22 protein-coding genes are annotated in these 24,974 nt (G+C 35.2%); 12 read left to right on the top strand and 10 right to left on the bottom strand.

All coding sequences use genetic code 11. The features are described from left to right. Positions 1 to 34: 34 nt before the first annotated feature. The gene (locus tag PSU83_RS11740) at positions 35 to 1,894 is read right to left on the bottom strand and encodes a mucoidy inhibitor MuiA family protein (RefSeq protein ID WP_300589659.1); all 1,860 of its coding nucleotides are present in this window, start codon (positions 1,892 to 1,894) and stop codon (positions 35 to 37) included. Positions 1,895 to 1,976: 82 nt separating this feature from the next. After that, entirely contained in the window at positions 1,977 to 2,123 is a 147-nt protein-coding gene (locus tag PSU83_RS11735) for a hypothetical protein (protein WP_300589658.1), read from the bottom strand. 92 nt (positions 2,124 to 2,215) lie between these two features. On the opposite strand from PSU83_RS11735, the gene PSU83_RS11730 reads away from it, so the two are divergent. After that, positions 2,216 to 2,728 carry a hypothetical protein gene (locus PSU83_RS11730; RefSeq protein WP_300589656.1) on the top strand — a complete coding sequence of 171 codons (513 nt, stop codon included), beginning with the start codon at positions 2,216 to 2,218 and terminating at the stop codon, positions 2,726 to 2,728. Positions 2,729 to 2,798: 70 nt separating this feature from the next. On the opposite strand, the gene PSU83_RS11725 is transcribed toward PSU83_RS11730, so the two are convergent. Together PSU83_RS11725 and PSU83_RS11720 are read right to left on the bottom strand one after the other, a co-directional pair. Beyond that, the gene (locus tag PSU83_RS11725) at positions 2,799 to 4,061 is read right to left on the bottom strand and encodes a pyridoxal phosphate-dependent aminotransferase family protein (protein ID WP_300589655.1); all 1,263 of its coding nucleotides are present in this window, start codon (positions 4,059 to 4,061) and stop codon (positions 2,799 to 2,801) included. Positions 4,062 to 4,484: 423 nt separating this feature from the next. Continuing rightward, positions 4,485 to 6,869 carry a hybrid sensor histidine kinase/response regulator gene (locus PSU83_RS11720; RefSeq protein ID WP_300589653.1) on the bottom strand — a complete coding sequence of 795 codons (2,385 nt, stop codon included), beginning with the start codon at positions 6,867 to 6,869 and terminating at the stop codon, positions 4,485 to 4,487. 143 nt (positions 6,870 to 7,012) lie between these two features. Between PSU83_RS11720 and PSU83_RS11715 the strand changes: the two genes are divergently transcribed. Then, positions 7,013 to 7,615: a non-canonical purine NTP diphosphatase gene (locus tag PSU83_RS11715; RefSeq protein WP_300589652.1), complete on the top strand. Its 603-nt coding sequence runs from the start codon at positions 7,013 to 7,015 to the stop codon at positions 7,613 to 7,615. On the opposite strand, the gene PSU83_RS11710 is transcribed toward PSU83_RS11715, so the two are convergent. Beyond that, positions 7,566 to 8,177: a trimeric intracellular cation channel family protein gene (locus tag PSU83_RS11710; protein ID WP_300589821.1), complete on the bottom strand. Its 612-nt coding sequence runs from the start codon at positions 8,175 to 8,177 to the stop codon at positions 7,566 to 7,568. The two genes, PSU83_RS11715 and PSU83_RS11710, sit on opposite strands and share 50 nt — an antisense overlap. 177 nt (positions 8,178 to 8,354) lie before the next feature. On the opposite strand from PSU83_RS11710, the gene PSU83_RS11705 reads away from it, so the two are divergent. Continuing rightward, the gene (locus tag PSU83_RS11705; RefSeq protein ID WP_300589651.1) at positions 8,355 to 10,331 is read left to right on the top strand and encodes a DEAD/DEAH box helicase; all 1,977 of its coding nucleotides are present in this window, start codon (positions 8,355 to 8,357) and stop codon (positions 10,329 to 10,331) included. Between the two features lie 176 nt (positions 10,332 to 10,507). Beyond that, a complete protein-coding gene (locus PSU83_RS11700) occupies positions 10,508 to 11,278 on the top strand; it encodes a carboxypeptidase-like regulatory domain-containing protein (protein WP_300589650.1) in 771 nt (256 codons plus the stop codon). 100 nt (positions 11,279 to 11,378) lie between these two features. Here PSU83_RS11700 and PSU83_RS11695 read toward each other — a convergent pair whose 3' ends face one another. After that, on the bottom strand, positions 11,379 to 12,044 hold the full coding sequence (locus tag PSU83_RS11695) for an RNA methyltransferase (RefSeq protein ID WP_300589649.1): 666 nt from the start codon (positions 12,042 to 12,044) through the stop codon (positions 11,379 to 11,381). Positions 12,045 to 12,766: 722 nt separating this feature from the next. On the opposite strand from PSU83_RS11695, the gene PSU83_RS11690 reads away from it, so the two are divergent. Both PSU83_RS11690 and purB read left to right on the top strand, forming a co-directional pair. Next, positions 12,767 to 13,459 carry an NAD-dependent deacylase gene (locus tag PSU83_RS11690; protein ID WP_300589647.1) on the top strand — a complete coding sequence of 231 codons (693 nt, stop codon included), beginning with the start codon at positions 12,767 to 12,769 and terminating at the stop codon, positions 13,457 to 13,459. A gap of 325 nt (positions 13,460 to 13,784) precedes the next feature. Continuing rightward, positions 13,785 to 15,128 carry an adenylosuccinate lyase gene (purB, locus tag PSU83_RS11685; RefSeq protein ID WP_300589646.1) on the top strand — a complete coding sequence of 448 codons (1,344 nt, stop codon included), beginning with the start codon at positions 13,785 to 13,787 and terminating at the stop codon, positions 15,126 to 15,128. A gap of 109 nt (positions 15,129 to 15,237) precedes the next feature. Here purB and guaB read toward each other — a convergent pair whose 3' ends face one another. The 3 genes from guaB to PSU83_RS11670 all read right to left on the bottom strand — a co-directional run bounded on the left by guaB (position 15,238) and on the right by PSU83_RS11670 (position 18,702). Beyond that, positions 15,238 to 16,710 carry an IMP dehydrogenase gene (gene guaB, locus PSU83_RS11680; RefSeq protein ID WP_300589645.1) on the bottom strand — a complete coding sequence of 491 codons (1,473 nt, stop codon included), beginning with the start codon at positions 16,708 to 16,710 and terminating at the stop codon, positions 15,238 to 15,240. Between the two features lie 77 nt (positions 16,711 to 16,787). Further along, a complete protein-coding gene (locus tag PSU83_RS11675) occupies positions 16,788 to 17,654 on the bottom strand; it encodes a hydroxymethylglutaryl-CoA lyase (RefSeq protein WP_300589644.1) in 867 nt (288 codons plus the stop codon). 28 nt (positions 17,655 to 17,682) lie between these two features. Continuing rightward, a complete protein-coding gene (locus PSU83_RS11670) occupies positions 17,683 to 18,702 on the bottom strand; it encodes a quinone-dependent dihydroorotate dehydrogenase (RefSeq protein ID WP_300589643.1) in 1,020 nt (339 codons plus the stop codon). Positions 18,703 to 18,800: 98 nt separating this feature from the next. Here PSU83_RS11670 and nadC point away from each other — a divergent pair, with 98 nt between their 5' ends. Genes nadC through priA form a run of 4 tightly spaced genes read left to right on the top strand, consistent with a single transcriptional unit; the run spans position 18,801 to position 23,486 of the window. Further along, a complete protein-coding gene (gene nadC, locus PSU83_RS11665; protein WP_300589642.1) occupies positions 18,801 to 19,658 on the top strand; it encodes a carboxylating nicotinate-nucleotide diphosphorylase in 858 nt (285 codons plus the stop codon). Continuing rightward, a complete protein-coding gene (locus PSU83_RS11660; protein WP_300589641.1) occupies positions 19,659 to 20,603 on the top strand; it encodes a YihY/virulence factor BrkB family protein in 945 nt (314 codons plus the stop codon). Continuing rightward, positions 20,603 to 21,025, top strand: coding sequence for a DUF2147 domain-containing protein (locus PSU83_RS11655; RefSeq protein WP_300589640.1), 423 nt, complete (start codon positions 20,603 to 20,605; stop codon positions 21,023 to 21,025). Before PSU83_RS11660 ends, PSU83_RS11655 begins: the two co-directional genes overlap by 1 nt. 10 nt (positions 21,026 to 21,035) lie before the next feature. Then, positions 21,036 to 23,486, top strand: a complete 2,451-nt coding sequence (gene priA / locus PSU83_RS11650) for a primosomal protein N' (RefSeq protein WP_300589639.1) — start codon at positions 21,036 to 21,038, stop codon at positions 23,484 to 23,486. Positions 23,487 to 23,492: 6 nt separating this feature from the next. Here the strand turns inward: priA and PSU83_RS11645 are convergent, their stop codons facing one another. Next, positions 23,493 to 24,188 carry a LytTR family DNA-binding domain-containing protein gene (locus PSU83_RS11645; RefSeq protein ID WP_300589637.1) on the bottom strand — a complete coding sequence of 232 codons (696 nt, stop codon included), beginning with the start codon at positions 24,186 to 24,188 and terminating at the stop codon, positions 23,493 to 23,495. 188 nt (positions 24,189 to 24,376) lie between these two features. Between PSU83_RS11645 and rpsF the strand changes: the two genes are divergently transcribed. Both rpsF and rpsR read left to right on the top strand, forming a co-directional pair. Beyond that, complete coding sequence (rpsF, locus tag PSU83_RS11640) at positions 24,377 to 24,721, top strand: 30S ribosomal protein S6 (protein WP_300589636.1); 345 nt, start codon at positions 24,377 to 24,379, stop codon at positions 24,719 to 24,721. 2 nt (positions 24,722 to 24,723) lie between these two features. Then, the coding region (rpsR, locus tag PSU83_RS11635; RefSeq protein WP_300589634.1) for a 30S ribosomal protein S18 at positions 24,724 to 24,974 on the top strand (251 nt) is incomplete at its 3' end.

The raw sequence follows: 24,974 nt of genomic DNA, 5'->3' as shown, positions 1-24,974 counted from the left end.
ATAAAAAAGCCTCTCATCATGAGAGGCTTTATTATTATAAGTTTACCTTTCTTGTTTTTGGATATTTGACTTCATACCCCAATTGTTTTTTTACAGCTTGTTTTGAGCTAATTGGAACATTCCAAAAGAGAATACCTGTTTTTTCATCGTATTCCGCATTGTCAACATTTTGTGTCTCAACTTTTATCTCTTTGTTTTGCGATACCGGAATTCTATCATATACTTTAACAGTTACATCAATTGGTTTATTGTTGCGTAAAGTGATTTCATAATTACGCGTAACAATACGTGATGTCCCAAATAAAGATTTGTCTTTAAGGTTATTAAGTTGTTTTCTTTCTACGATAAGATTACTGTCAACTCCCATTGAAATAACTAATTCTTCATCTGTTTGGTATGGATTTATGAAAGTTGTTCCTGCATAAGATCCTTCAGAATAAATGCTTGCATCACCAGGAAGTAAATCATATTTATTCCAATCTTTTACTTTGGCAGTTAGGAAAACATTCTCATTTAGTAACGGTGCTGCAAAATATTCAAACTCAGCCGGAATAGTGAAATTGTCAATCTCAATCATAGATGGAGTATCTAAAGATGGAATGCTGTAATTTTTCTTGATTTTGAAAACTACGGTATTTAGCACTACTTCTTTTTCATCACCGGAACCTGTCGTAATGATTTCTTCAGCTTCTACCTGATAGCTATTGTCGTCTACAGTTTTGTTTTTTTTGCTATAACCCATAACAACAACTTCTTGAAGCTGCATACTACTAGCTTTCATATTTACATTCATAGTATTACTGTAAATAGAAAGTACAGTATCTTCCATGCCTATAAATGAGTAATAAAGCTCTTTTCCATTTTCTACCTTGATTGTATATCTTCCATCGAAATCGGTTTGTGTAGAAATGTTGGTTCCTTTTACAACAATATTGGCTCCTGGTAATGGCAATCCATTTTCTGTGACCACACCCAAAACTACTTTTACCATTGGGTTGTAAGGATAATTTTTAGTGGTTTCTTTATTAGTTGCGTATGAAGGATTTATAAAGTTAAGATAATGGCTTTCTACTTTAGGTTTGTCATTATTTACGCTCGGATTTCCAGTAGATAAAGTCAACCTGATATTATCCCAATTTTCTCCGGTGTTTTGAAATACCTGAGCTTTGTAAACAAATTGCAATGCGTCTTTCGAGTTTTTGGCTTTAATTTCATAAGACGGAACCCAACCCGCTCCAGAAACATTGTATTTCAGAATTAAGTTTAATGTAACAGCTTCATTGCTATTATCAACCTTAACAATTATTTCTCCTTTTTGCTCTTCGGAGTTGCCTTTTATTTTTTGGAGTTCCTGCTGCATTGCTTGTAAGTCGAAATTAATAACGGAAATTTTTTTATTAATATCATAGATTTCTGTTTTGATAACAGGAACTCTTTCTCGATAATGTTTAGAGTGTAGTAGTATTTTTTCTAATGTAACGGCTTGTTGACTACTGCTCAAATTTTTATTACTTGAAAGAATTGATTCTTCTTCTTCAAGACCTTTTATCTGACTTTGCAAAATTGCCATTTCTCTTTGCTGGGTACTTATTTCATTTTGCAAAATCATTATTTTATCCGAAACGGCTTTTTTAGGATAAGCAATAACTTCAAAGCCAATAGAAAGTATTGAAACATCTTTCAGTCCGCTGAGTTGTATTGTGTTTTGATTTATAAACTGAGATACTTCAGTAATTCTTACAATACTTGTACCTTTTGGCACCGTTACATATACATCTGAAGTTATTTGCGCTCCATTGGTATAAACAGTTACTTCTTTTGGAGTTGCTTTAGTTTTAATATCAGTCGCAAAAACACTAAATGAACAAAGAAATAATAAGATTGTTTTTTTCATAAATGAACTCGTTGAAATTATAAAGAACAAACCAAAGATATAAATTTAGGTTTGTGAATAGCTGTCAAGCAAAAATTAAATACTATTTATCCAATTTGTCGTCATTAAATTTTTTTACGATGGCTTTTAGCTGTTCCGCACGCGCCACTTTCTTAGCTTTTTCCTTATCTTGCGACTTGTGAAGCTTGTCATTATGTGTCTTGATATTTTTAGCATTATTTCTTCCCATAGGTCAAAAGTACAATTTTTTGTTAAACCATAGGTTTTGGCATAGTTAATGAGTGTAGCTTTGTAGTATAAACAAAAAAAAAAAATTTAGCGATGAAAAAAATAATTTTACTTTTAGCTTTCTCAACGATATTAACATTGGGAAGCTGCAGCAACAATGACGATGTGGATACAGACACGATTAGTGAAGTATTTGAATTAAGAAATATAAATTTTGGATTTGATCCTAACAATGGCTATACTATTTACCAAACTTTCAATCCCCAGATTTTTGCTTCAGATGTCATATTAATTTACAGATTGTCAGGAACTATAGACTCTAGTACTCCAATTTGGCAGCAAATTCCAAGAACTTTGTTTTTGCCACAAGGAGAATTGGATTATGATTTTGATTTTAGTAAAGAAGATTTTACTATTTATGCTGGTGGAAACTATGACTTAACATTAACACCAAGTTATTTAACAAACCAAACCTTCAGAATTGTAATTGTACCAGCGTACTTCTCAAATAAAGCAGCAGCAAAAAAACTAGATTACTCTGATTATAATGATGTAATCAAAGTATTAAATATTGATGATTCTAAAGTTACTGTTTTGAATAAATAAGATTATGTTGTAAATAAAAAAGCCATTCTAAAAATAGAATGGCTTTTTTTATTGCTATAACTAAAATCTGTTATGCGTCTAAATCTACTTTAGTGGCGTCAGCTATCTTTTTGTACGTTCCGTTTACTAATTTCTCACGGATAATCTCGAAGGCAGTTAATGTTTCATCAATATCAGACAAAGTGTGTGAAGATGTTGGAATCATACGCAATAAGATAATTCCTCTTGGAATAACGGGATAAATCACTATCGACAAGAAAATACCATAATTTTCACGTAAATCGTTTACCATTACCATGGCTTCTGGTACACTTCCTTCAAGATACACTGGCGTTACGCAGGTATTCGTATCTCCAATATTGAAACCTCTAGTTCGTAAACCACTTTGAAGAGCATTTACGTTTTCCCAAAGTTTGTCTTTTAAACTTGGATTGTCTCTCAACAATTGCAGTCTTTTTAAAGCGCCAACCGTTTGAATCATTGGTAACGCTTTGGCAAACATTTGCGAACGTAAATTATATTTTAAATAATCAATAATATCTTTATCAGCGGCTAAGAATGCTCCGATGCTCGCCATAGATTTGGCAAACGTAGAAAAGTAAACATCAATTCCGTCTTGACAACCTTGCTCTTCACCAGCTCCGGCACCTGTTTTTCCTAAGGTTCCAAAACCGTGCGCATCGTCAACCAATAAACGGAAATTGTATTTTTCTTTGAACGCAACAATTTCTTTTAGTTTTCCTTGTTGACCACGCATTCCGAAAACACCTTCGGTAATGAATAAAATTCCACCACCAGTTTCAGTAGCCATTTTAGTGGCACGTTGAAGGTTTTTCTCCATGCTTTCTAAATCATTGTGCTTGTAGGTAAAACGTTTTCCCATGTGAAGACGCACGCCATCAATGATACACGCGTGCGCATCGACATCGTAAACAATGATATCATTTTTACTAACCAATGCATCAATGCACGACATTATTCCTTGGTAACCAAAGTTTAATAAGTAAGCTGATTCTTTGTTTACAAAAGCGGCTAATTCATTCTCTAATTGTTCGTGAGCATCCGTGTGACCAGACATCATTCGGGCACCCATTGGATAGGCTGCACCATATTTAATAGCCGCATCGGTATCTGCTTGACGTACTTCTGGATGATTGGCAAGACCTAAATAGTCATTCAAACTCCAGTTTAAAATATCTTTTCCTTTAAATTGCATTCTTGGACCTAATTCGCCTTCTAGTTTTGGGAAAACAAAATATCCTTCAGCCTGAGAAGCCCATTTTCCTAATGGACCTTTATTGTTTTGTATTCTTTCGAATAAATCTTTTACCATAATCACGTTGTATTTAACGGTGCAAAAGTAATTATAAATTTAGTTTACTCCTAATCATTACAAATAGAAAATTCTAAATCCTAAATAATTGCTTTTAACCGTGCTTAACCACGTTAGGAAGTGGGTAAACGGGGTCGCATAACGTGGTAATGGTGGTTCCGGACGTGGTCAGTCTGTTTAACAACGAGGTAATTGGCGATGCATACGTGGTAAATGGTGTTCGGAACGTGGTAAGCATCTTTTTATAGTTGTATAAGATAAGAAAATGGTCTAGATAGCCCCGATAGCAGCGGCATCCTTTTTTGTTTTGTACTTCGACATGCTCAGTATGACAAAACAAAAAAGATAGAGCGGATAGCGGGAGCATAGGTGCTTAGAAAGGGAGAATTTCTGCTCCTTCAAAAAATATCTATTTGCTAAATATTAAGCATTTATCAACGACTTGATGTATTCAAAAAGCACTTCTTTGTCTACGGGTTTGGAGAGGTATTTGTTCATTCCGATTTCTGTCACACGCACTTTGGTAGTTTCCATAACATCGGCTGTGACGGCTATGATTGGGATGTTTCTGTAGTGTTCGCCAGCTTCCCCGTTACGGATGGCAATGGTGGCTTCGTACCCGTCCATAATAGGCATTTGTAAATCCATTAAAATGATATCGTACTGCTTTTCGGCAAGTTTTTCTAGACCTTCTTGACCGTTATTAGCGAAGTCAACGGTAGTGTTTTGCCATTTTTTGGTAATCATTTTAATGACCATTTGGTTCATAGCATTGTCTTCTACCACTAAAATGGTTTTGCCGTTTAGGTTGTAATCGTTGGGTAAAACGTGGGCTTCAATTTGTGGTTTGACTTGTATATTTTCGTATACTAAATTTATAGTGCAAACCGTGCCTAAACCTGGAGTGCTACCAACTTTAATGGTTCCGTTTTGAAGGTTTATTAAATGCTTTACAATGTAAAGTCCGAGTCCCAGTCCGCCAAATTTACGCTTGTTGTTGATTCCTTCTTGTGAAAACGAATCGAAAATACTGCTGATTTTTTCTTTAGAAATCCCGACACCCGTATCGCTGACCATAAATGTGATGTTGATTTTACCGTCTTTTTCTTTTTTACCATCAATTCTGAATTTTACGAAGCCTTCGTTGGTAAATTTGAGTGCGTTGCTTAAAATATTGTGTAGAATTTGGCTTAGTCTTACGACATCGCCTTTGACCATTTGTGGCAAATCGTTTCCTTTGATAAAGCTGAATTCAAGGTTTTTATCGGTGGCTTCGCGCATAAAGTTGTTGGCGATATGTTCTACTGTTTTTACGAGGTCAAATTCGGTATTTTCGAGTTTGATTTCATCGCGTTCAATTTTGGAGAAATCCAGAATGTCATTAACCGAACTCAATAAACTATAGGTGGAATGTTTAATAATTCGGCTGCCGTTTTGCACTTCAACATCATCAGATTCAGAAGCGATGGAATTGGCTGTATTGAGGATTGCGTTCAAAGGCGTGCGTAACTCGTGACTTATATTGGATAAAAAGTACGATTTCAATTCGTTCATTTCTTCCGATTTTTGCAGGGCGATGGTTTGCAATTCTTCTCGTTCGTCTTTTAAATTCTTAATCAAGTTCGCCATTGAAAGCGAAAGGAAAATGACTTCCATTCCGGTTCCCAGTTTAGAGGCATTTTCGGTCCAGAAGGTAAGTGGTAAAACACTAAAATTCTTCAGAATAAAAATCACAAAACCTGAAATCAGAAAGAGAATACCTGTAGCAAAGAAGCGATCTATCTTTTTTGTTTTTAGGAAGATGATGAATTGGGAAGAAATGATTAACAATAGGAGAATTAAGCCCAAGGCATTCGCTGCTGGATATGCAAAATAATGATTTTCTATAACAAATAGCGATGCAAATAGGAGGAAGTCAAGCGCGTACAACACATAAAATGCTTTGTTTAAAATGGAGTTGTGCTGCTTTATTTTCAAAAAGACTTGAGCATAACGACCTAAGAAAAAATTGGCCAAACACGCAAATACTAATACCGAATGTAACGAAAGCCAACCTGATTGTGGCGTGAAAAACTGATAAAAATACCCATCAATTGAAAATTGTAATAAACCGATAAAAATGACATACATACTGTAGTAAAAAAAGGTTTTGTCCCGCATCGCAAAGAAAAAGAACAAATACAGAATAGCGGCAATAATAAGTATTCCATAAAAGAAACCGAAAATAAATTGCTCGAATGAGGTTATTTCTAACAAATTTTGCAAACTGTGCAAGGCCATTGGCATAGAAAGTTGTTCGCCATCGCTTTTTATGTGTAAATAGTATTGTTGTTGTTCGCCAGGCAAGAGCGAAATTTTGAAAATGGTTTTCCGGTGATCAAAGCTGCGTTGTGAATACGGAATTGCATCGCCACTGACGTATTTTATAACTTTGCCATTCGATTTTATGATATAAAATTCCGCCAAATCGGTAATCGGTCGAGCCGTTTCAAAAAAATAAATGATCTCTTCATTAGAAATATTCTTCAGTTCAAATCGCATCCAATAATTATGAGTAGTAAACCCAAAATCCCTATTTTCACTTTTCATTGGTACAAAATGAAAGGCTTTGATGTTTCTGATTTGTTCAAAACTCACATCAATTTTTCCAACATCAACAAATTCAGCTTTGCTATGTATGGAAATATTTTCGGATTGTTTTTCTTGTTTTAAAAGAAATTGTGCAGAAGCTGTAGTAGATAGCAAAAGAAACAGTGCGCCAAGGCATAAGTATCTATTACTTAATTTAAGAAGGGTAGTTTTAGGCATGTTTAATCAGTTTGGGACTTAATTACATTCTTCACTTACGAAAAACAATTCTCTTTGGTTTTCGATTAACAATGATACAAAAAAGACAAAGACTCTAATTAATAAGAATTATAAAATAACTTTGTAGTCTAAAATCTGATACAATGCAACTCGTCTTCGCTTCCAACAATAAAAATAAGATCAAAGAAATTCAACTTTTACTTCCAGAAACCATACAATTATTAAGTTTGGAAGATATTAATTGTTTTGAGGATATTCCCGAAACTGCTAATACTATTGAAGGTAATGCTATTCTAAAAGCCAATTATGTTACTGAAAAATTTGGTTATAATTGTTTTGCCGATGATACGGGTTTGGAAGTAACTGCATTAAATGGTGAACCCGGAGTATATTCGGCGCGCTATGCTGGAGAACAAAAAGATGCCAATGATAATATGAATAAGGTATTGGTAAATTTAAAGGATAAAACCAATCGTTCTGCTCAATTCAAAACCGTAATAGTTTTAAATCTTAACGGAAAACAAACTTTATTTACCGGAATTATAAAAGGTAAAATTATCGAAGAAAAAATAGGAACCAATGGTTTTGGATACGATCCGATATTCGTAGCTGACGGTTATATTAAAACCTTTGCGGAGCTAACGATAGAGGAGAAGTCTACCATCAGTCATCGTGGATTGGCGGTAGCGCAATTAATTACTTTTTTACAAAAATGGTTCCAACAGGCAATCCCCAATTATATTTAAAGGCAATCAATCTAAAGCTTATAATAAATAATGCGACGGTTAGAGAAATAAACTCTTGTTGCAATTGAAGTTCTTTTAAACCAAAAAATAAAATTCCACCAGCAATACAAAGCGTAGCATAAATTTCTTTTCGAAATAAAACTGGAATTTCATTACACAATATATCTCGAATTACGCCACCAAATGTTGCCGTTATTGTGCCTAATATAATGCATATTAAAGGGTTCAATCCGTATTGAATTCCTTTTTCTAATCCAATTAAAGTAAAAACACCTAAACCTATACTATCAAACAAAAACATAGAAATTCGCAAACGGTCTAAATACCTATTAAAAACAATAGAAAGTACAAATCCAAAAGTAATAATGTAAATATAATTCATGTCTTGCATCCAACCAACTGGCGTTCTACCAATCATTACATCGCGCACTGTTCCACCGCCTAAAGCAGTTACAAATGCAATGCAATACACGCCAAATAAGTCTAATTTTTTATAAATAGCAGTTAAGGCTCCCGAAATCGCAAACACCAATGTTCCACTACTATCTAAAAATTCAAGCATCATTTTTTTTTGCAAAAGTAACACGGATTTTTATTTTTCACATCACATATCACTTAGTAGAATTACTTTTTGAAAATAGATAAAAATAATAAAATATAACAAACTGAAAATCAATACCTAACAAATTTGGTTGTAAAGCATTTAAAAACTACCTTTGCACCCAATTTAAAATACAATATGAATAAATTTGAACAATTAGGTCTGAATGAATCGTTACTACTGGCGATCAAAGATCTAGGATTTGAGAATCCGTCAGAAGTGCAAGAAAAAGCGATTCCAGTACTATTGGAACAAAACACAGACTTAGTCGCATTAGCACAAACAGGAACAGGGAAAACGGCAGCATTTGGTTTTCCGCTAATTCAAAAAATTGATGCTGAAGACAAAAGTACTCAAGCGTTAATTTTATCACCAACGCGTGAGCTTTGCTTACAAATCACCAACGAGATTAAACAATACTCAAAATATGTAAAAGGTTTACATACAGTGGCAGTTTATGGTGGTGCAAGCATTACAGACCAAGCCAGAGAAATTAAACGTGGAGCGCAAGTAATTGTAGCTACACCGGGTAGAATGCAAGACATGATTAATCGTGGTTTGGTAAACATTAAAAACATCAATTACTGTATCCTTGATGAGGCAGATGAGATGTTAAACATGGGATTTTATGAAGATATCGTTTCGATTCTTTCTGATACTCCTGATGAGAAAAAAACATGGTTATTCTCAGCAACAATGCCTGCGGAAGTAGCGCGTATTGCTAAAAAATTCATGTCAGAACCAGTTGAAATTACTGTTGGACATAAAAATTCAGGTTCGGCTACTGTATCACACGAATTTTACTGTGTAAATGCTAGAGACCGTTACGAAGCTTTGAAAAGATTGGCTGATGCTAATCCAGATATTTTCTCAGTAGTTTTTTGTAGAACAAAACGTGATACTCAAGCGGTTGCTGAAAAATTAATCGAAGATGGTTACAGTGCTGCGGCATTGCACGGCGATTTGTCTCAAGCGCAACGTGATGGTGTTATGAAATCGTTCCGTGGTCATCAAATTCAAATGCTTGTTGCGACTGACGTTGCGGCTCGTGGAATTGACGTTGATAATATTACTCACGTAGTAAACTATCAATTGCCAGATGAAATTGAAACATACAACCACCGTTCAGGAAGAACGGGAAGAGCTGGAAAATTAGGAACTTCTATCGTAATTATCACAAAAAGTGAATTGCGTAAAATTTCTTCAATCGAAAGAATCATCCAACAAAAATTTCAAGAAAAAACGATTCCATCTGGAATTGAAATCTGTGAAATCCAATTGTTGCACTTAGCAAACAAAATTAAGGATACTGAAGTAGACCACGAAATAGATACTTATTTACCGGCTATCAACGAAGTACTTGATGGTTTGTCTAAAGAAGAATTAATTAAGAAAATGGTTTCTGTTGAATTCAATAGATTTATCAATTACTACAAAAAGAAACGCGATTTATCTGGTGAAAATGGTGGCGATAGAAGCGAAAGAAGTTCAGAGCCAAGAGAAATCAGAGCTGGAGATCCAGTTCGTTATTTCGTAAACATTGGTTCTCGTGATGATTTCGATTGGATGCAATTGAAAGATTTCTTGAAAGATACACTTGATTTAGGTCGTGATGACGTATTCAAAGTAGATGTGAAAGAAGGTTTCTCTTTCTTTAATACTGACGGCGAACACACGGATAAAGTAATGTCTATCCTTAACGGATTTGATATGAACGGAAGACGCATCAACGTAGAGATCTCTAAAAACGATGGCGGAAGCCGAGAACGACGTGACCACAACGGAAGAAGCGGTGGCGGATTTGGTGGCGGAAGAAGCTCAGGCGGAGACCGAAGAGGTTCTGGTGGCGGAGGAAGTTTCGGACCGAGAAAAGAAGGTGGATTTAAAAGTGAAAGAAGCGCCGCTCCAAAAGAAGGTGGTTTCAGAAGCGACAGAAGTTCAAGTTCAGAAAGACCTAGAAGAGAAGGTGGTTTCAATCGCGATACTGCTCCGAAAAGAGAACCAGGTTCTTTTCAAAGAGAAGAAAGAGCTCCAAGACGTTCTGAAGGTTCAAGTGAAAGTCCAGCAGGTCGTTCCTTCGAAGCTGCAAAAAGCAGAAGACCAAGAAAGAGCTAAAGCTTAATTCTATATCCTACAAAGGAAAAATAACTACTCCGTTTTTACTCATTTTTTGAGGTCAAAGCGGAGTTTTTTTATGGGTTTATTTGATTTTGTTAATTTTGTTCTAATTCTCAATGCAAACGTAAAATATCTTAAAAGAGTTTCATACTTTTAAACCATCAATAACAACCATGAGATATTTACTACTTCCCTTTTTATTTCTGTTTTGCTTTACAGCTTTCGCGCAAGAAAATCCTTTAACGCAAAAAGTTACTGGAACTATTGTTAACGACAATACGTTATTTCCAATTCCAAATGTTAATGTAATCAATATTAATAAAGTAAAAGGCGTCGTAACAGATTCTAAAGGATATTTTGAACTCGAAGTAAGCGTTAGTGACACATTGCATATTTCCTCGCTTGGCTATCAATCTTTGCGTGTTAGAGTTACCAATGACTGGTTGAAAAATGGAACAGCTAAATTGCTGTTGACGGAAAAGGCAATTGCTTTGGAAGAAGTAATTGTAAAAAAATACAGTTTAACAGGTTACCTTGAAATTGATTCCAAACTCATTCCCGAAAAAGACAACAATTACCGCTACAGTATTTCTGGCTTATCACAAGGATATGAGACAGGTAGCTCATCTTCGGGTGCATTTTCAAGAGTTTTAGGTTCTATATTCAACCCTGCAGATATGCTCTATAATTTTTTTGGTAACAAATCCAATGAACTGAAGAAACTCAAACAGATGAAAAAAGATGATACAGTAAGACATCTTTTAGAATCTAAATTTGACAGAGAAACATTGGGTGTATTACTTGGCGTAGACAAAAAAGAAATCGCCGAAATCCTTACGCGTTGTAGCTATTCGGAAGAATTTATCAGAACCGCTAACGACTTACAAATTATGGATGCCATTAGTGAATGCTATGAGCAGTATAAGGTATTGAAGAAGAGATAAGAAAATACAACGCTGCGCTGCAAGAAGAAAGAAGTAAGACTTCGAGTTTCTTTAACAAGCTATCATTCTTTTTTCTTTCAGTGAAGCGGTCTTGTATCTTTCATCGCAGTGGTCTCTCTTCATAGTATCTTGCTTCAATCCGCTTAATATCCTTAATGGTATTCTTTGCCCAATGTAAGCGCTTTACCAAAATTTCTTCCTCAGATAGTTGCCATTTGACCGCAGATTGGCGTAGGCGAGTCGTAATGTCCTGAATTATAATTGCTGCCGACACGGAAATGTTCAAACTCTCCGTAAAACCAACCATGGGGATTTTGATATAACCATCTGCTTGAGCGATTACTTCTTCTGATAATCCTTCTTTTTCTGTTCCAAAATAAATAGCACTTGGTTTAGAAATATCGAAATCACTTAACATGCAGGAATCGTTATGTGGAGTTGTAGCTATGATTTGGTAGCCTTTGGCGCGCATTGCTTCAATAGATGAATTCACCGTTTCAAAAGTATTGATATCAACCCATTTTTGAGCACCCATCGCAATTTCTTTATCAATGCTTTTTCCGAAGCGTTGCTCGATGATATTCAACTGCTGAATTCCAAAAACCTCACAGCTGCGCATCACTGCACTTGTATTGTGCATCTGAAATACATCTTCAACAACAATTGTAAAATGATTTGTTCTGTTAGACAAAACGTTAGCAAAACGTTCCTTGCGGTTGTCAGTTAAAAATCCTTCAAGATATTTTAGGTAATCTAAATCAGTCATTTCAAATACTTTTTGGCAAAAATAGTATTTTTACAGTACAGTAGTAGTACTACTGCTGATTTACACAGAATTGGAAAAGAATTTTATTTTTTTTCTAATTTCTTTATTGCCCGTTGCTCAAAAACAATTTTATAAATATCGTAAGCTAAGAAGCTACTGATTAGCAAAGAACCAAGGACGAAAAAGGTAAATCCTATATTTGCTGGCAGTAAATCTAAACCGATGCAAACTCCCCAAATTAATGCCATGTACAAATTAAAAATAACAGAAAAGATGAAGAAAAAACTACTTAAAATGTGTTTGGATTTCTTTATAAAGTAAAAAAACAAATGCAGTAAAAAGAGTATCGACCCTAAAATAATGGATGCAACAACGGAATAAAAATAATAAACCAAAGAATATTCAAATGACTTGGTAAGAAAAAAATCAAAGAAACCATACATAGTCCATAACGTGGTGAGTAAAAAGGAAATGGCACAATATTTATAAAAATGTTTTCTCATGTTGTATTTTGTTTCAAAGGGTAGTGGCTTTTTCAGCTTCTTGTCGTATATCAAAACTACCATTTAAACCTCGTTTTTTATTGTGACTGCTGATAAAGTTATAAACAAATCAGACGACTTTTTGATGATAACACAACAAATTACAAAAGAACTCTAGCATTTACAAACAGGCTGCAGAAAGAATTTGGAGACAGCAAAAAGTTTACTACATTAGCGAATATGAAAAAGAAATTAGTCGTTCTAACTGGTGCGGGAATATCGGCTGAAAGCGGAATCAAAACGTTTCGAGATGCAGATGGACTTTGGGAAGGTCACGATGTTATGGAAGTTGCCTCGTATGAGGGTTGGCTCCGCAATAAAGAATTGGTATTGGATTTCTATAATCAGCGGCGCCGTCAACTTATCGAGGTGAAACCAAATAAAGGACATGTCATTTTAGCGGAACTTGAAAGAGAATTCGACGTTCATATTATAACCCAAAATGTAGATAATCTGCATGAACAAGCCGGAAGTACCAAAGTGTTGCATTTGCATGGCGAACTCTTGAAAGTCTGTAGTGATTCTATTTCAGATATGGAAATCCTGGATTGGCATGACGATTTGGTGCTTGGTGATACCGATACATATGGAAAGCAATTGCGTCCTAATATTGTTTGGTTTGGCGAAGCAGTTCCGGCTTTAGATGAGGCAGTAACTATTACAGGAAAAGCAGATTATGTAGCGGTTATTGGAACTTCACTTCAAGTTTATCCTGCTGCTGGTTTGATGCATTATGCGCGTCAAAATGTTCCTGTATTCTATATTGATCCGCGACCTGCAACGATTTACGATTTAAAAAATCCATTGGAAGTTATTTCAATGAATGCTACTGAAGGCGTCCCGTTTCTAAGAGAAAAATTACTAAAATTGTAATGCTGATTTAAAAATAAAACGTTGTCTTTAGCCCCGATGGGAGTGGCATCCTTTTTTGTTTTGTACTTCGACTCCCGAAGTTTCGGAACAGCGTGACAAAACAAAAAAGATAGAATGGACAGCGGGAGTAACGGTCCTTAAAAATACAAGTGTTGTGCTTCTAAAAAAACTTAAGATTGCTTCACCAGTTCACAAAATAAAAATATTTTATTCGGGTCATAACCTAAAGATTACAACTAATACTTATTTTTGCACCACAAAAGATTCTGAAACGAGCGTTAGCGAACTGACGCAGTAAATTAATTTAGAATAAACAACACAACACATGTCATTAACAACGCTAAACGCCGTTTCTCCAATTGATGGAAGATACCGAAGTAAAACCAAATCGCTTTCCAATTATTTTTCTGAAGAAGCTTTAATTAAATACCGAGTTTTGGTTGAAGTAGAGTACTTCATCGCTTTGTGTGAAGCCAATTTGCCTCAATTAAAAGGTATAAATTCCACAGCATTTGAAGGGCTACGAAATTTGTACAAAAATTTTTCAACTGAAGATGCACTTTGGATAAAAGAGACTGAGAAAACTACGAATCACGACGTAAAAGCGGTGGAATATTTCATTAAGGAGAAGTTTGAAGGATTGGGATTGTCGAAATACAAAGAGTTTATCCACTTTGGTTTGACTTCTCAGGACATCAATAATACTGCGATTCCGTTATCTACCAAAGAGGCTTTTCAGCAAGTATATTTGAAGTCATTGATTGGTCTGGTCGCTAAATTAAAAGAATTAGCAATGGAATGGAAGGATATTCCAATGTTGGCACGAACTCACGGACAGCCAGCATCCCCAACACGTTTAGGAAAAGAAATCATGGTATTTGTAGAACGTTTGGAAGAGCAAATGCGTTTGTTGTTTAATGTTCCGTTTGCGGCTAAATTTGGTGGCGCGACTGGTAATTATAATGCACATCATGTGGCGTATCCGAACGTGGATTGGAAACAATTTGGAACTGTTTTCGTAGAAGAGACGCTTGGTTTACAACATTCATTTCCAACAACACAAATTGAACATTACGATCATTTTGCTGCTTTTTTTGATGCATTAAAAAGGATAAATAATATTATCATCGATTTGGATAGAGATATTTGGACGTATGTTTCAATGGAGTATTTCAAACAAAAAATCAAAGAAGGTGAAATTGGATCTTCTGCGATGCCACACAAAGTGAATCCGATTGATTTTGAGAATTCGGAAGGAAATTTGGGTATGGCCAATGCAATATTTGAACATCTTTCAGCTAAGTTGCCCATTTCAAGATTGCAGCGCGATTTAACGGATAGTACGGTTTTGAGAAATATTGGTGTTCCGATTGGACACACTATAATTGCTTTTGATGCCACCTTAAAAGGGTTGAACAAATTGTTGTTGAATGAACCAAAATTTGCTGAAGATTTAGAGCGAAATTGGGCCGTTGTTGCCGAAGCAATTCAGACTATCTTGAGAAGAGAAGCCTATCCAAATCCGTATGAAGCTTTGAAAGGATTGACCAGAACAAATTCGGTTATTGATAAAAAGGCGATTCATGATTTTATAGGAACATTGGAAGTTTCCGATGCGATAAAAGAAGAATTATTGAAAATTACTCCAAGTAATTTTACCGGGATATAAATTGGTCTTCGACAGGCTCAGACTGACAATCGATTATTTAATGGTCATTGTTTAATAATTAAAAAAGGCATAAGTAATTACCTTATGCCTTTTTATTTTTGCTTAAATTTTATCTCGAATAATTTGGAGATTCCTTAGTAATCGTGACATTATGTGGATGGCTTTCGCCGATTCCGCTTGTTGTAATTCGAACAAAACGTCCGGTATCTTGAAGCGTTGGAATGTCTTTAGAACCACAATAACCCATTCCGGCACGAAGTCCGCCAACAAACTGTTGCATGCTTTCGTTTAATTCTCCTTTGTAGGGCACACGGCCCACAATTCCTTCTGGGACTAATTTTTTAATATCATCTTCAACGTCTTGGAAATAGCGGTCTTTAGAACCGTCTTCCATAGCTTCAATGGAACCCATTCCACGATACGATTTGAATTTTCTTCCTTCAAAAATGATCGTTTCTCCTGGAGATTCTTTCGTACCTGCTAGTAATGAACCTAACATGACGCAATCTGCTCCCGCCGCAATCGCTTTCGGAATATCACCAGTATACCGAATTCCACCATCGGCAATTACGGGAACACCAGATCCTTTTATCGCTGCTGCGACTTCTAAAACGGCAGAAAATTGAGGGAAACCAACTCCAGCTACTACTCGGGTTGTACAAATTGAACCTGGACCAATTCCGACTTTCACGCCATCAGCACCATTTTCTACTAAATATAAAGCGGCTTCAGCAGTTGCAATATTTCCAACAATAACATCCAGATTCGGAAATTTGGCTTTTACTAATTTCAAAACATCAACAACTCCTTTCGTATGACCATGTGCCGTATCAATAATTACAGCATCCACTCCAGCATTTACCAAAGCAGTAGCTCTTTCTACAGCATCCGCAGTAACGCCTAATGCTGCTGCAACTCGTAAACGACCATATTTATCTTTATTAGCTATTGGTTTTTGAGTAAGCTTTGTTATATCTCTGAAAGTTATTAATCCGATAAGTTTGAAATTATCATCCACTACGGGAAGTTTTTCGATTTTGTTTTTTTGTAGAATTCCTTCTGCTTCTTGTAATGTTGTTCCTTTTGGAGCGGTAACTAAATTTTCTGAAGTCATTACTTCTACAATAGAACGAGAATTTATTTTTTCAAAACGTAAATCTCGGTTTGTCGCAATTCCTTTTAAGATTCCGTTTTCATCCACGATTGGAATTCCACCAATTCCATGTTCTTTCATCAGCATTTTAGCATCTCCAACGGTTGCTTTTAAAGGAAGCGTTACGGGGTCGATAATCATTCCGGCTTCCGCACGTTTTACTTTTCTGACTTTCGCAGCTTGTTGTTCGATAGTCATGTTTTTGTGTAAAACACCAATTCCGCCTTCTTGTGCCATAGCAATTGCCATTGAACTTTCGGTAACGGTATCCATTGCAGCGGAAACGATAGGAACGTTTAGAGTTATATTTCTCGAAAATTTCGATTGAATGCTAACTTCGCGCGGTAAAACTTCGGAATAATTTGGGATGAGCAGTACATCGTCGTAAGTAAGTCCTTCTCCAACGATTTTAGTAGTGTGTGCTTTCATGCAATTTGTAGTTGTAGTTAAATTGCGTGCAAATATACTATAAATTGTGTTCAGTTTGCAGTAGCAGTCGGCAGTTTTTAATGATAAACTGTAAAAATTTTTGTTGCTTCGTTGTAAGCACTTTCAAAACTCATCGGACTTGTATTGGTATCGGCTCTTTGAGTTGTGAAATAGGATAGGAGTTTCTCGGTTGGCATATTACCCGTTAAATCGTCTTTTGCCATTGGGCAACCGCCAAATCCCTGAATCGCACCATCAAAACGTACACAGCCCGCTTTGTAGGCAGCATCTACTTTTTCATGCCATTTGTCCGGTGTAGTGTGTAAGTGCGCTCCAAATTCTATATGCGGGTATTTTGAAATCAAATTTGAAAACAAGTAAGTGATTACATCGGGGGTAGAGCTTCCAACGGTATCCGAAAGCGAGAGAATTTTGACGCCCATATTTGCCAATTTTTCGGTCCACTCACCAACAATTTCAACATTCCAAGGATCACCGTACGGATTTCCAAAGCCCATAGAAATATAGGTCACAACCTCTTTATTGGAAGCAGCTGCAATGTCTAAAATTTCTTGAAGTGTTACTAAGCTTTCGGCAATGGTTTTGTGTGTGTTACGCATCTGAAAGTTTTCGGAAATCGAAAAGGGAAAACCTAAATACTGAATTTCTTTGTGACTAGAAGCACTAACCGCACCTTGCGTATTGGCGATAATCGCTAACAACTTACTTTGTGTCTGTGATAAATCCAATCGTGCTAAAACCTCGGCCGTATCCTGCATTTGCGGAATTGCTTTAGGCGAAACAAAGCTTCCAAAATCAATCGAATCAAATCCAACACGAAGTAAAGCCTGAATGTATTCTACCTTTTTCTCGGTAGGAATAAAGGCTTTTATCCCTTGCATGGCATCACGTGGACATTCTATTATTTTGATTTTTGGTTTCAATTTCTTGTTTTGTAAAGGGGCTAAGTTACTAAGATTTTTTTAGTATTGCTTTATTGATATCGGAAACCAATTTCGGCCCTTCATAAATAAATCCAGTGTATAATTGTAGCAGACTAGCTCCAGCTTCTAATTTTTCCAAAGCATCTTTGGCTGAATGGATTCCACCCACACCAATAATAGGGAACGCTTTATTGCTTTTTTCAGAAAGAAATCGAATCACTTCAGTGGAACGTTTCGCCAAAGGTTTTCCAGATAATCCGCCTATTTCTGCTTTGTTTTCCGATTGTAAACCTTCTCTTGAAATCGTTGTATTTGTTGCAATTACGCCCGCGATTTTAGTTTCATTTACGATATCGATAATGTCCAATAATTGTTCGTCAGTCAAATCGGGAGCAATTTTCAAGAGAATTGGTTTTGCTTTTGGCTTTATATTATTTTCATTTTGCAAGGTTTGTAAAAGCTTTGTCAACGGTTTTTTTTCCTGAAGCTCGCGCAGATTCGGAGTATTTGGAGAACTGACATTTACCACAAAATAATCAACGTATTCGAATAACGTTTCAAAGCAAATCAGATAATCCGAAGTAGCATCTTCATTTGGCGTAAGTTTATTTTTTCCAATATTTCCACCAATAAGAACGCCCTTGTTTTTCTTTAATCTTTCAACCGCTGCAGCAACGCCGCCGTTATTAAAACCCATTCGGTTGATAATTGCATTATCCCGTTTTAAACGGAATAACCGCTTTTTTGGATTCCCGTCTTGTGGTTTTGGCGTTAAGGTTCCAATCTCAATAAATCCGAAACCAAAGTTGGAAAGTTCTTGGTAGCATTTGGCATCTTTATCAAATCCGGCCGCCAATCCCACTGGATTTTTAAATTTTAATCCAAAAACTTCGATTTCCAAACCAGTATCTTTTACCTCATAAATAGACGTTAAAATAGCAGGAACAAAGGGAATTTTAGAAATTAATTTTATAAAACTGAAGGAGAAATAATGAACTTTTTCTGGATCAAACCAAAATAATATGGGGCGAATGAGTAGTTTGTACATGTGTTGCGTAATTATGCTGCAAAAATAGAAATTCAAAATCAATTTTCTTTTTTAAATGAATAAATTAAATGTTATTTTAGCCAATCAATAGTTTTAAAATGATTTCAGAAGAACAGTTTCAGAAAGAACTCGAATTAATTATTCAAAACGGAATTCGTGAGGATATTGGTCCGGGCGATTACAGTTCATTGGCTTGTATTCCGAGTAATGCTATAGGAAAAGTAAGACTTTTGGTAAAAGATAACGGAATAATTGCGGGCGTTCAATTTGCCAAAATGATTTTCCATAACGTAGATCCAACGTTGCAAGTGGAAACTTTTATTAATGATGGTGCAGCAGTGAAGTATGGTGATGTTGTTTTTCACGTTTCGGGAAGTTCCCAATCAATTTTAAAAGCGGAGCGATTGGTATTGAATTCAATGCAACGCATGTCGGCCATTGGTACAAAGACTAACAATTATGTCAAGTTATTGGAAGGCACCAAAACTAAAATTCTAGATACACGTAAAACAACTCCGGGATTCCGAGCTTGCGAAAAATGGGCTGTAAAAATTGGTGGTGGAGAAAATCATCGTTTTGCATTGTATGATATGATAATGCTGAAAGACAATCACAATGATTTTGCGGGCGGAATAACCAATGCCATTGCCAAAACAAAGGATTTTTTGAAATTTAATAATCTGGATTTAAAGATTATTGTAGAGGCCAGAAATTTGGATGAAATAAAAGAAATCTTGAAAAGCGAAGGTGTTTTCAGAATACTGATTGATAATTTCAATTTTGAAGATACAAAAACAGCTGTCAAATTGATTGGTGATAAATGTCTAACAGAATCTTCTGGAAATATTAATGAGAAAACGATTAGAGAATATGCTGAATGCGGTGTCAATTACATTTCGTCGGGAGCATTAACACACTCTATCTACAATATGGATTTAAGTTTAAAAGCCATCTAGATGTCAACAGCAGCCAAAGAAAATAAATTTATTAAATTACCAATTATTAAGCAAATTGTTTTTTTTACAAAGAAAATAAAATTGCCTTGGCTTCACGGATTATCTTTATTCGATTTATTAGATTTATATTTCGTCGGAATCGTAGAAGGTGCCATTTCTTACCGTGCTTCGGCTATTGCTTGGAGTTTCTTTATGGCGTTGTTTCCGTTTATGCTATTCATTCTGAATCTTATTCCGTATATTCCAATCGAAGGCTTTCAGCAAGATTTTTTGGGTTTTGTTCAGCAAAGTGTACCACCAACAACCTACGAGGCTATTTATAAAATAATCAACGACATTTTACACAACAGTCATAGCGGATTACTTTCAACAGGGTTTTTAATGGCAATTTTACTGATGACTAACGGTGTAAGTGCTATTCTGGGGGGATTTGAAAACGGACATCATGTACATGTAAGTCATAAACGAAAATTTCACACTCAGTATTTTGTTGCATTGGCTTTGTCCATTGTTTTGTCGTTGTTTTTATTAATAACAGTTGTAGTAATTTTAATATTTGAAATTTTTATTCAAACTACAAAAATTCAGGATATACTAGCAGACAGTATTCCATTAATAGAAATGGGTAGGTATATCTTCGTTATTTTAATGATATTGATGTCTACCTCTTTGTTGTTTAAATTTGGAATTATAAATGATAAAAAAAGGCCGTTTATATCAATAGGCTCCGTCTTTACTACGGTTTTAATTATTATTTTGTCGTATTTCTTTGGAATCTGGGTTATTAAATTTTCAAAATACAATGAACTTTATGGATCAATTGGGACATTGCTGGTTGTAATGTTTTATATTTGGATAAATTGTATGATTTTGCTTTTAGGTTTTGATCTGAATAGTTCGATTAATCATATAAAACGTGAAAAGCAACAAGAATTAGAATCCTAATGAAAATAAAAATTTTACTTTTTTTACTATTGTTTTTCCAAACTAGTTTTGGCCAGACCGTCTTTGGAAAATGGAAAACTATTGATGACGAAACGGGAGAAGCAAAGGGAATTGTTGAGATTTTTGAGCATAAAGGAAAAGTTTTCGGCAAAATAATTGAAATATTTGAACACAATAAAAAGCATCTTAAATGCGAAAAGTGTCAAGATGACGATCGAAATAAACCAATTTTGGGATTAATAATCATTAAAGGATTGGTCAAAAGCGCTAACGGTTATGATTCTGGTAAAATTACAGATCCCAAAAACGGAAAAAGTTACCACTGCAAAATGACCTTAGATGGAAAAGATAAACTCATCGTTCGTGGTTATATTGGAATTTCACTTTTTGGAAGATCTCAAACGTGGATTAGACTAAAATAGTATTCTAAAAATGAATTTTTTTATTGAAGTCATTATTCCGCTTTCACTTCCTAAAACCTTTACTTATAAGGTTTCAGAACTAGAATTCAATTTTATTAAAAAGGGAATGCGTATTGCTGTCCCATTTGGCAGAAGTAAAATTTATACCGCGCTTGCAGTTGATTTACATCAGATTGCTCCGGCACTTTACGAGGCAAAAGAAATCCATCAAATACTAGACGAACAACCCATTGTAAACGAATTCCAAATTAATCATTGGTTTTGGATTGCTTCGTATTATATGTGTAACATTGGCGATGTTTATCGAGGTGCTTTGCCATCAGCGTTGCTGCTAGAAAGCGAGACTATCATTTCTCAAAACAAAGAAACTTTTATCGACAAAACCGAACTTACTGATGACGAATTTTTGATTTTTGAGGCGCTGCAGCAGCAGTCCTCACTGAAGGTTCAAGATATTATCAATATTCTTAATAAGAAAACAATCCTTCCAGTAATTCAAAAATTAATTAATAGAGATATTATTTCGCTCCAGGAAGAAATTAAGGAAGAATACAAGCCGAAACTCATTCGGTACATTCGTTTGCAAGAAAAATATTTGGCAGAAGAAAAACTTATTGGATTGCTTGACGGTTTAAAGTCTGAAAAACGAAAGAATTTAGTGCTTCAGTATTTTCAGTTACAGGCGCAGGAAAAAAAGCCAATATCGGTAAAGCAACTTACCGAGGCTGCTCAAAGTTCAACAGCGATTGTGAAAGCTTTGGTAGAGAAAGAAATCTTTGAAGAATATTTTATTCAGGAAGACCGAGTAAATTTCGAGAAAAATAAAGTTGATAACGAACTCAAATTGAGTGAAGCCCAGCAAATAGCTTTTGATGAAATTGAAAAATCTTTTATAGAAAAAGAAGTTTTGCTTTTGCACGGAGTAACATCAAGTGGAAAGACAGAAATCTATACCAAACTCATTGAGAATTATATTGATAAAGGCAAACAAGTCTTGTATTTGTTGCCTGAAATTGCATTGACAACACAATTAGTTTCAAGGTTAACAGCTCATTTTGGAAATAAAGTGGCTGTTTTTCATTCGAAATATTCCAATAATGAAAGAGTAGAAGTCTGGAATAATGTAATCGAAAATTCAGATGCTGCACAAATTGTTATTGGAGCGAGGTCGGCCATGTTTTTACCATTCAACAATTTAGGTTTAATCATTGTTGACGAAGAGCATGAAACAACCTTCAAGCAACAAGATCCGGCACCAAGGTATCACGCTCGTGATGCGGCTATTGTTTTAGCGAATTCGCATAAGGCAAAGGTACTATTAGGGTCGGCTACACCAAGTATTGAAACTTATTACAACGCTATTTCAGGGAAATTTGGTTTGGTAACTTTAACAGAACGCTTTGGAAAAGTTCAAATGCCCGAAATAGAATTGGTTGACTTGAAAGACAGCTATTTCAGGAAGAAGATGAAAGGACATTTCAGCACAACTTTAATTGATGAAATTTCAGAAGCTTTTGCTAATGGTGAACAAGTAATTCTATTTCAAAATCGTCGGGGTTTTTCTCCTGTATTAGAATGTATAACCTGTGGAAATGTGCCGCAATGTCCGCAATGCGATGTTAGCTTAACCTATCATAAGTACAAGAATCAGCTTCGGTGTCATTATTGTGGTTATTCGATGGCAAAGCCCACTAATTGTCATGTTTGCTCGAGTGTTGATTTAGAAACCAAAGGTTTTGGAACGGAACAAATAGAGTTGGAATTGGCCGAATTATTTCCGCAAAGAAATATCAAACGCATGGATCAAGACACCACGCGGGGAAAATACAGTTTTGAGAAAATTATAGATGGATTTAAAAATCGTGAAATTGATGTTTTGGTTGGAACCCAAATGCTTGCTAAAGGTTTGGATTTTGATAATGTTTCGTTGGTCGGAATAATGAATGCCGATACTATGTTGTATCATCCCGATTTTAGGGCGTTTGAAAGAAGTTTTCAAATGATGACGCAGGTTGCCGGACGATCGGGCAGGGCGGAGAAACGTGGAAAAGTAATTATCCAGACTTATAATCCGTTGCATAATGTAATCCAGCAAGTGACCCATAATGATTATGAAGGGATGTATAAAGAGCAGCTTTATGAAAGAAAAATATATTTCTATCCGCCATTTTATCGGTTGATCCGACTGACATTAAAGCATCGTGATTTTGAAAAGCTAAAAGAAGGTTCGATGTGGCTGTATCAGGTTTTGCAACAAAACTTGACAATTCCTGTTCTTGGACCGGAAGAGCCTGCCATTAGTAGAATTAGGAATGAATATATTCGGACGATATTGATTAAGATGCCAGGAGATACTTCCATTCAAGGCACAAAAAAAACTATCCAGAAAATCCTGAATAGTTTTGATTTGGTTTCACAGTACAGATCAATTAAGGTTATTGTAAATGTTGATTTCTACTGAGTAAATTTATGCAATAGATAAAGCTTTTATTAAATCTTCTTTTTTATTCCTGCTTAACGGAATTTTAGTAACCCCAATTTCAGCGAACTTACTATTGAAACGTTCCACTTTGTCTATATTAATAATGTATGACTTGTGTACGCGGATAAACTTTTCTTTCGATAAATCATTTTCAAAAGATTTCATAGTAGAAAGTACAAGATTACTATCATCTTCGGTAACTACTTTTACATAATCTCCGTAAGCTTCAATCCACTTAATTTTATTGGTATAAATTTTAAGTTTCTTAAGATTACTTTTAATGAAGATGTGTTCTCCTTCTTCTTCTTGATTTTCTTTCTTTAGCATATGGAAATCCATTGCTCTTCTAACTGAAGCATTAAAACGATCAAGCGCTATCGGTTTCTGTAGGTAGTCCGTGGCGTCATAATCGAATGCTTTCATAGCATACTCAGCTTTCGATGTGATAAAAATAATCTGAGGTTTCACTTTAAGTCCGTCCAGAAAATCGAATCCACTTATAACGGGCATCTCAATATCCAGGAAGATTAAGTCGACTGTATGCACCGACATGCAATTTTTTGCTTCGATTGCATTAGAAAAATCACCCACTAAGTGTAGGTTTGGATGATTATTTACTAACTTTGCAATGATCATCCGCTGAATGGAACTATCATCAACAACAACACAATTTAGTTTCATATTTATTTGTATAAAAGATTTGGTTTGGTAAAAATAGATGCTTTTTTTTAATCTACCTAACATTTCATCGATTATTTTTACCTTTAAACGATATTATTTACTTTTAGACGATTTAATGCGAGATGAGATTGTAAATTGAAATATTAATTATACCTTCGCGCCAAATTAAAAAATTTAAACATTTTATTATGAATCATTACGAAACTGTTTTCATCTTAAATCCCGTTTTATCTGAAGTTCAGGTAAAGGAAACAGTAAGCAAATTTGAAGATTTTCTTACTACTAGAGGAGCAAAGATGGTATCTAAAGAGGATTGGGGCTTGAAAAAATTAGCTTACGAAATCCAAAACAAAAAAAGTGGTTTTTACCATTTATTTGAATTCCAAGTGTCAGGAGAAGTTCTTATTGCCTTCGAAACTGAATTTAGACGTGACGAGAGAGTTATGCGTTTCCTAACAGTAAGTTTGGACAAACACGCAATTTCTTGGGCTGAAAGAAGAAGAACTAAATTAAAAGAAGCAAAAGCAAACTAATCATGGCAAATTTACAACAATCCGCTTCAGGAAAAAAAGACGGAGATATCAGATATCTTACTCCTTTAAACATTGAAACTAACAAAACTAAAAAGTATTGTCGTTTCAAAAAATCTGGAATCAAATATATTGATTTTAAAGATGCAGACTTTTTATTGAAATTCGTTAACGAGCAAGGTAAAATTTTACCGCGTCGTTTAACTGGAACTTCATTGAAATACCAAAGAAAAGTGTCAGTAGCTGTAAAAAGAGC

Source organism: Flavobacterium sp. (assembly GCF_029945805.1).
Classification (GTDB): Bacteria; Bacteroidota; Bacteroidia; order Flavobacteriales; family Flavobacteriaceae; genus Flavobacterium.
The sequence above is the reverse complement of the archived record's forward strand: the minus strand, read 5'-3'. Positions and strand labels throughout refer to the sequence as shown.

Coding starts and splice junctions, on each gene's coding strand:
- PSU83_RS11660 (WP_300589641.1), top strand. CDS start 19,659: ATGTCAACAGCAGCCAAAGAAAATAAATTTATTAAATTACCAATTATT.
- PSU83_RS11670 (WP_300589643.1), bottom strand. CDS start 18,702: ATGTACAAACTACTCATTCGCCCCATATTATTTTGGTTTGATCCAGAA.
- PSU83_RS11645 (WP_300589637.1), bottom strand. CDS start 24,188: ATGAAACTAAATTGTGTTGTTGTTGATGATAGTTCCATTCAGCGGATG.
- PSU83_RS11710 (WP_300589821.1), bottom strand. CDS start 8,177: ATGCTTGAATTTTTAGATAGTAGTGGAACATTGGTGTTTGCGATTTCG.
- PSU83_RS11700 (WP_300589650.1), top strand. CDS start 10,508: ATGAGATATTTACTACTTCCCTTTTTATTTCTGTTTTGCTTTACAGCT.
- PSU83_RS11730 (WP_300589656.1), top strand. CDS start 2,216: ATGAAAAAAATAATTTTACTTTTAGCTTTCTCAACGATATTAACATTG.
- PSU83_RS11655 (WP_300589640.1), top strand. CDS start 20,603: ATGAAAATAAAAATTTTACTTTTTTTACTATTGTTTTTCCAAACTAGT.
- PSU83_RS11725 (WP_300589655.1), bottom strand. CDS start 4,061: ATGGTAAAAGATTTATTCGAAAGAATACAAAACAATAAAGGTCCATTA.
- PSU83_RS11705 (WP_300589651.1), top strand. CDS start 8,355: ATGAATAAATTTGAACAATTAGGTCTGAATGAATCGTTACTACTGGCG.
- priA (WP_300589639.1), top strand. CDS start 21,036: ATGAATTTTTTTATTGAAGTCATTATTCCGCTTTCACTTCCTAAAACC.
- PSU83_RS11715 (WP_300589652.1), top strand. CDS start 7,013: ATGCAACTCGTCTTCGCTTCCAACAATAAAAATAAGATCAAAGAAATT.
- nadC (WP_300589642.1), top strand. CDS start 18,801: ATGATTTCAGAAGAACAGTTTCAGAAAGAACTCGAATTAATTATTCAA.
- PSU83_RS11695 (WP_300589649.1), bottom strand. CDS start 12,044: ATGACTGATTTAGATTACCTAAAATATCTTGAAGGATTTTTAACTGAC.
- purB (WP_300589646.1), top strand. CDS start 13,785: ATGTCATTAACAACGCTAAACGCCGTTTCTCCAATTGATGGAAGATAC.
- PSU83_RS11740 (WP_300589659.1), bottom strand. CDS start 1,894: ATGAAAAAAACAATCTTATTATTTCTTTGTTCATTTAGTGTTTTTGCG.
- PSU83_RS11690 (WP_300589647.1), top strand. CDS start 12,767: ATGAAAAAGAAATTAGTCGTTCTAACTGGTGCGGGAATATCGGCTGAA.
- PSU83_RS11735 (WP_300589658.1), bottom strand. CDS start 2,123: ATGGGAAGAAATAATGCTAAAAATATCAAGACACATAATGACAAGCTT.
- rpsF (WP_300589636.1), top strand. CDS start 24,377: ATGAATCATTACGAAACTGTTTTCATCTTAAATCCCGTTTTATCTGAA.
- PSU83_RS11720 (WP_300589653.1), bottom strand. CDS start 6,869: ATGCCTAAAACTACCCTTCTTAAATTAAGTAATAGATACTTATGCCTT.
- guaB (WP_300589645.1), bottom strand. CDS start 16,710: ATGAAAGCACACACTACTAAAATCGTTGGAGAAGGACTTACTTACGAC.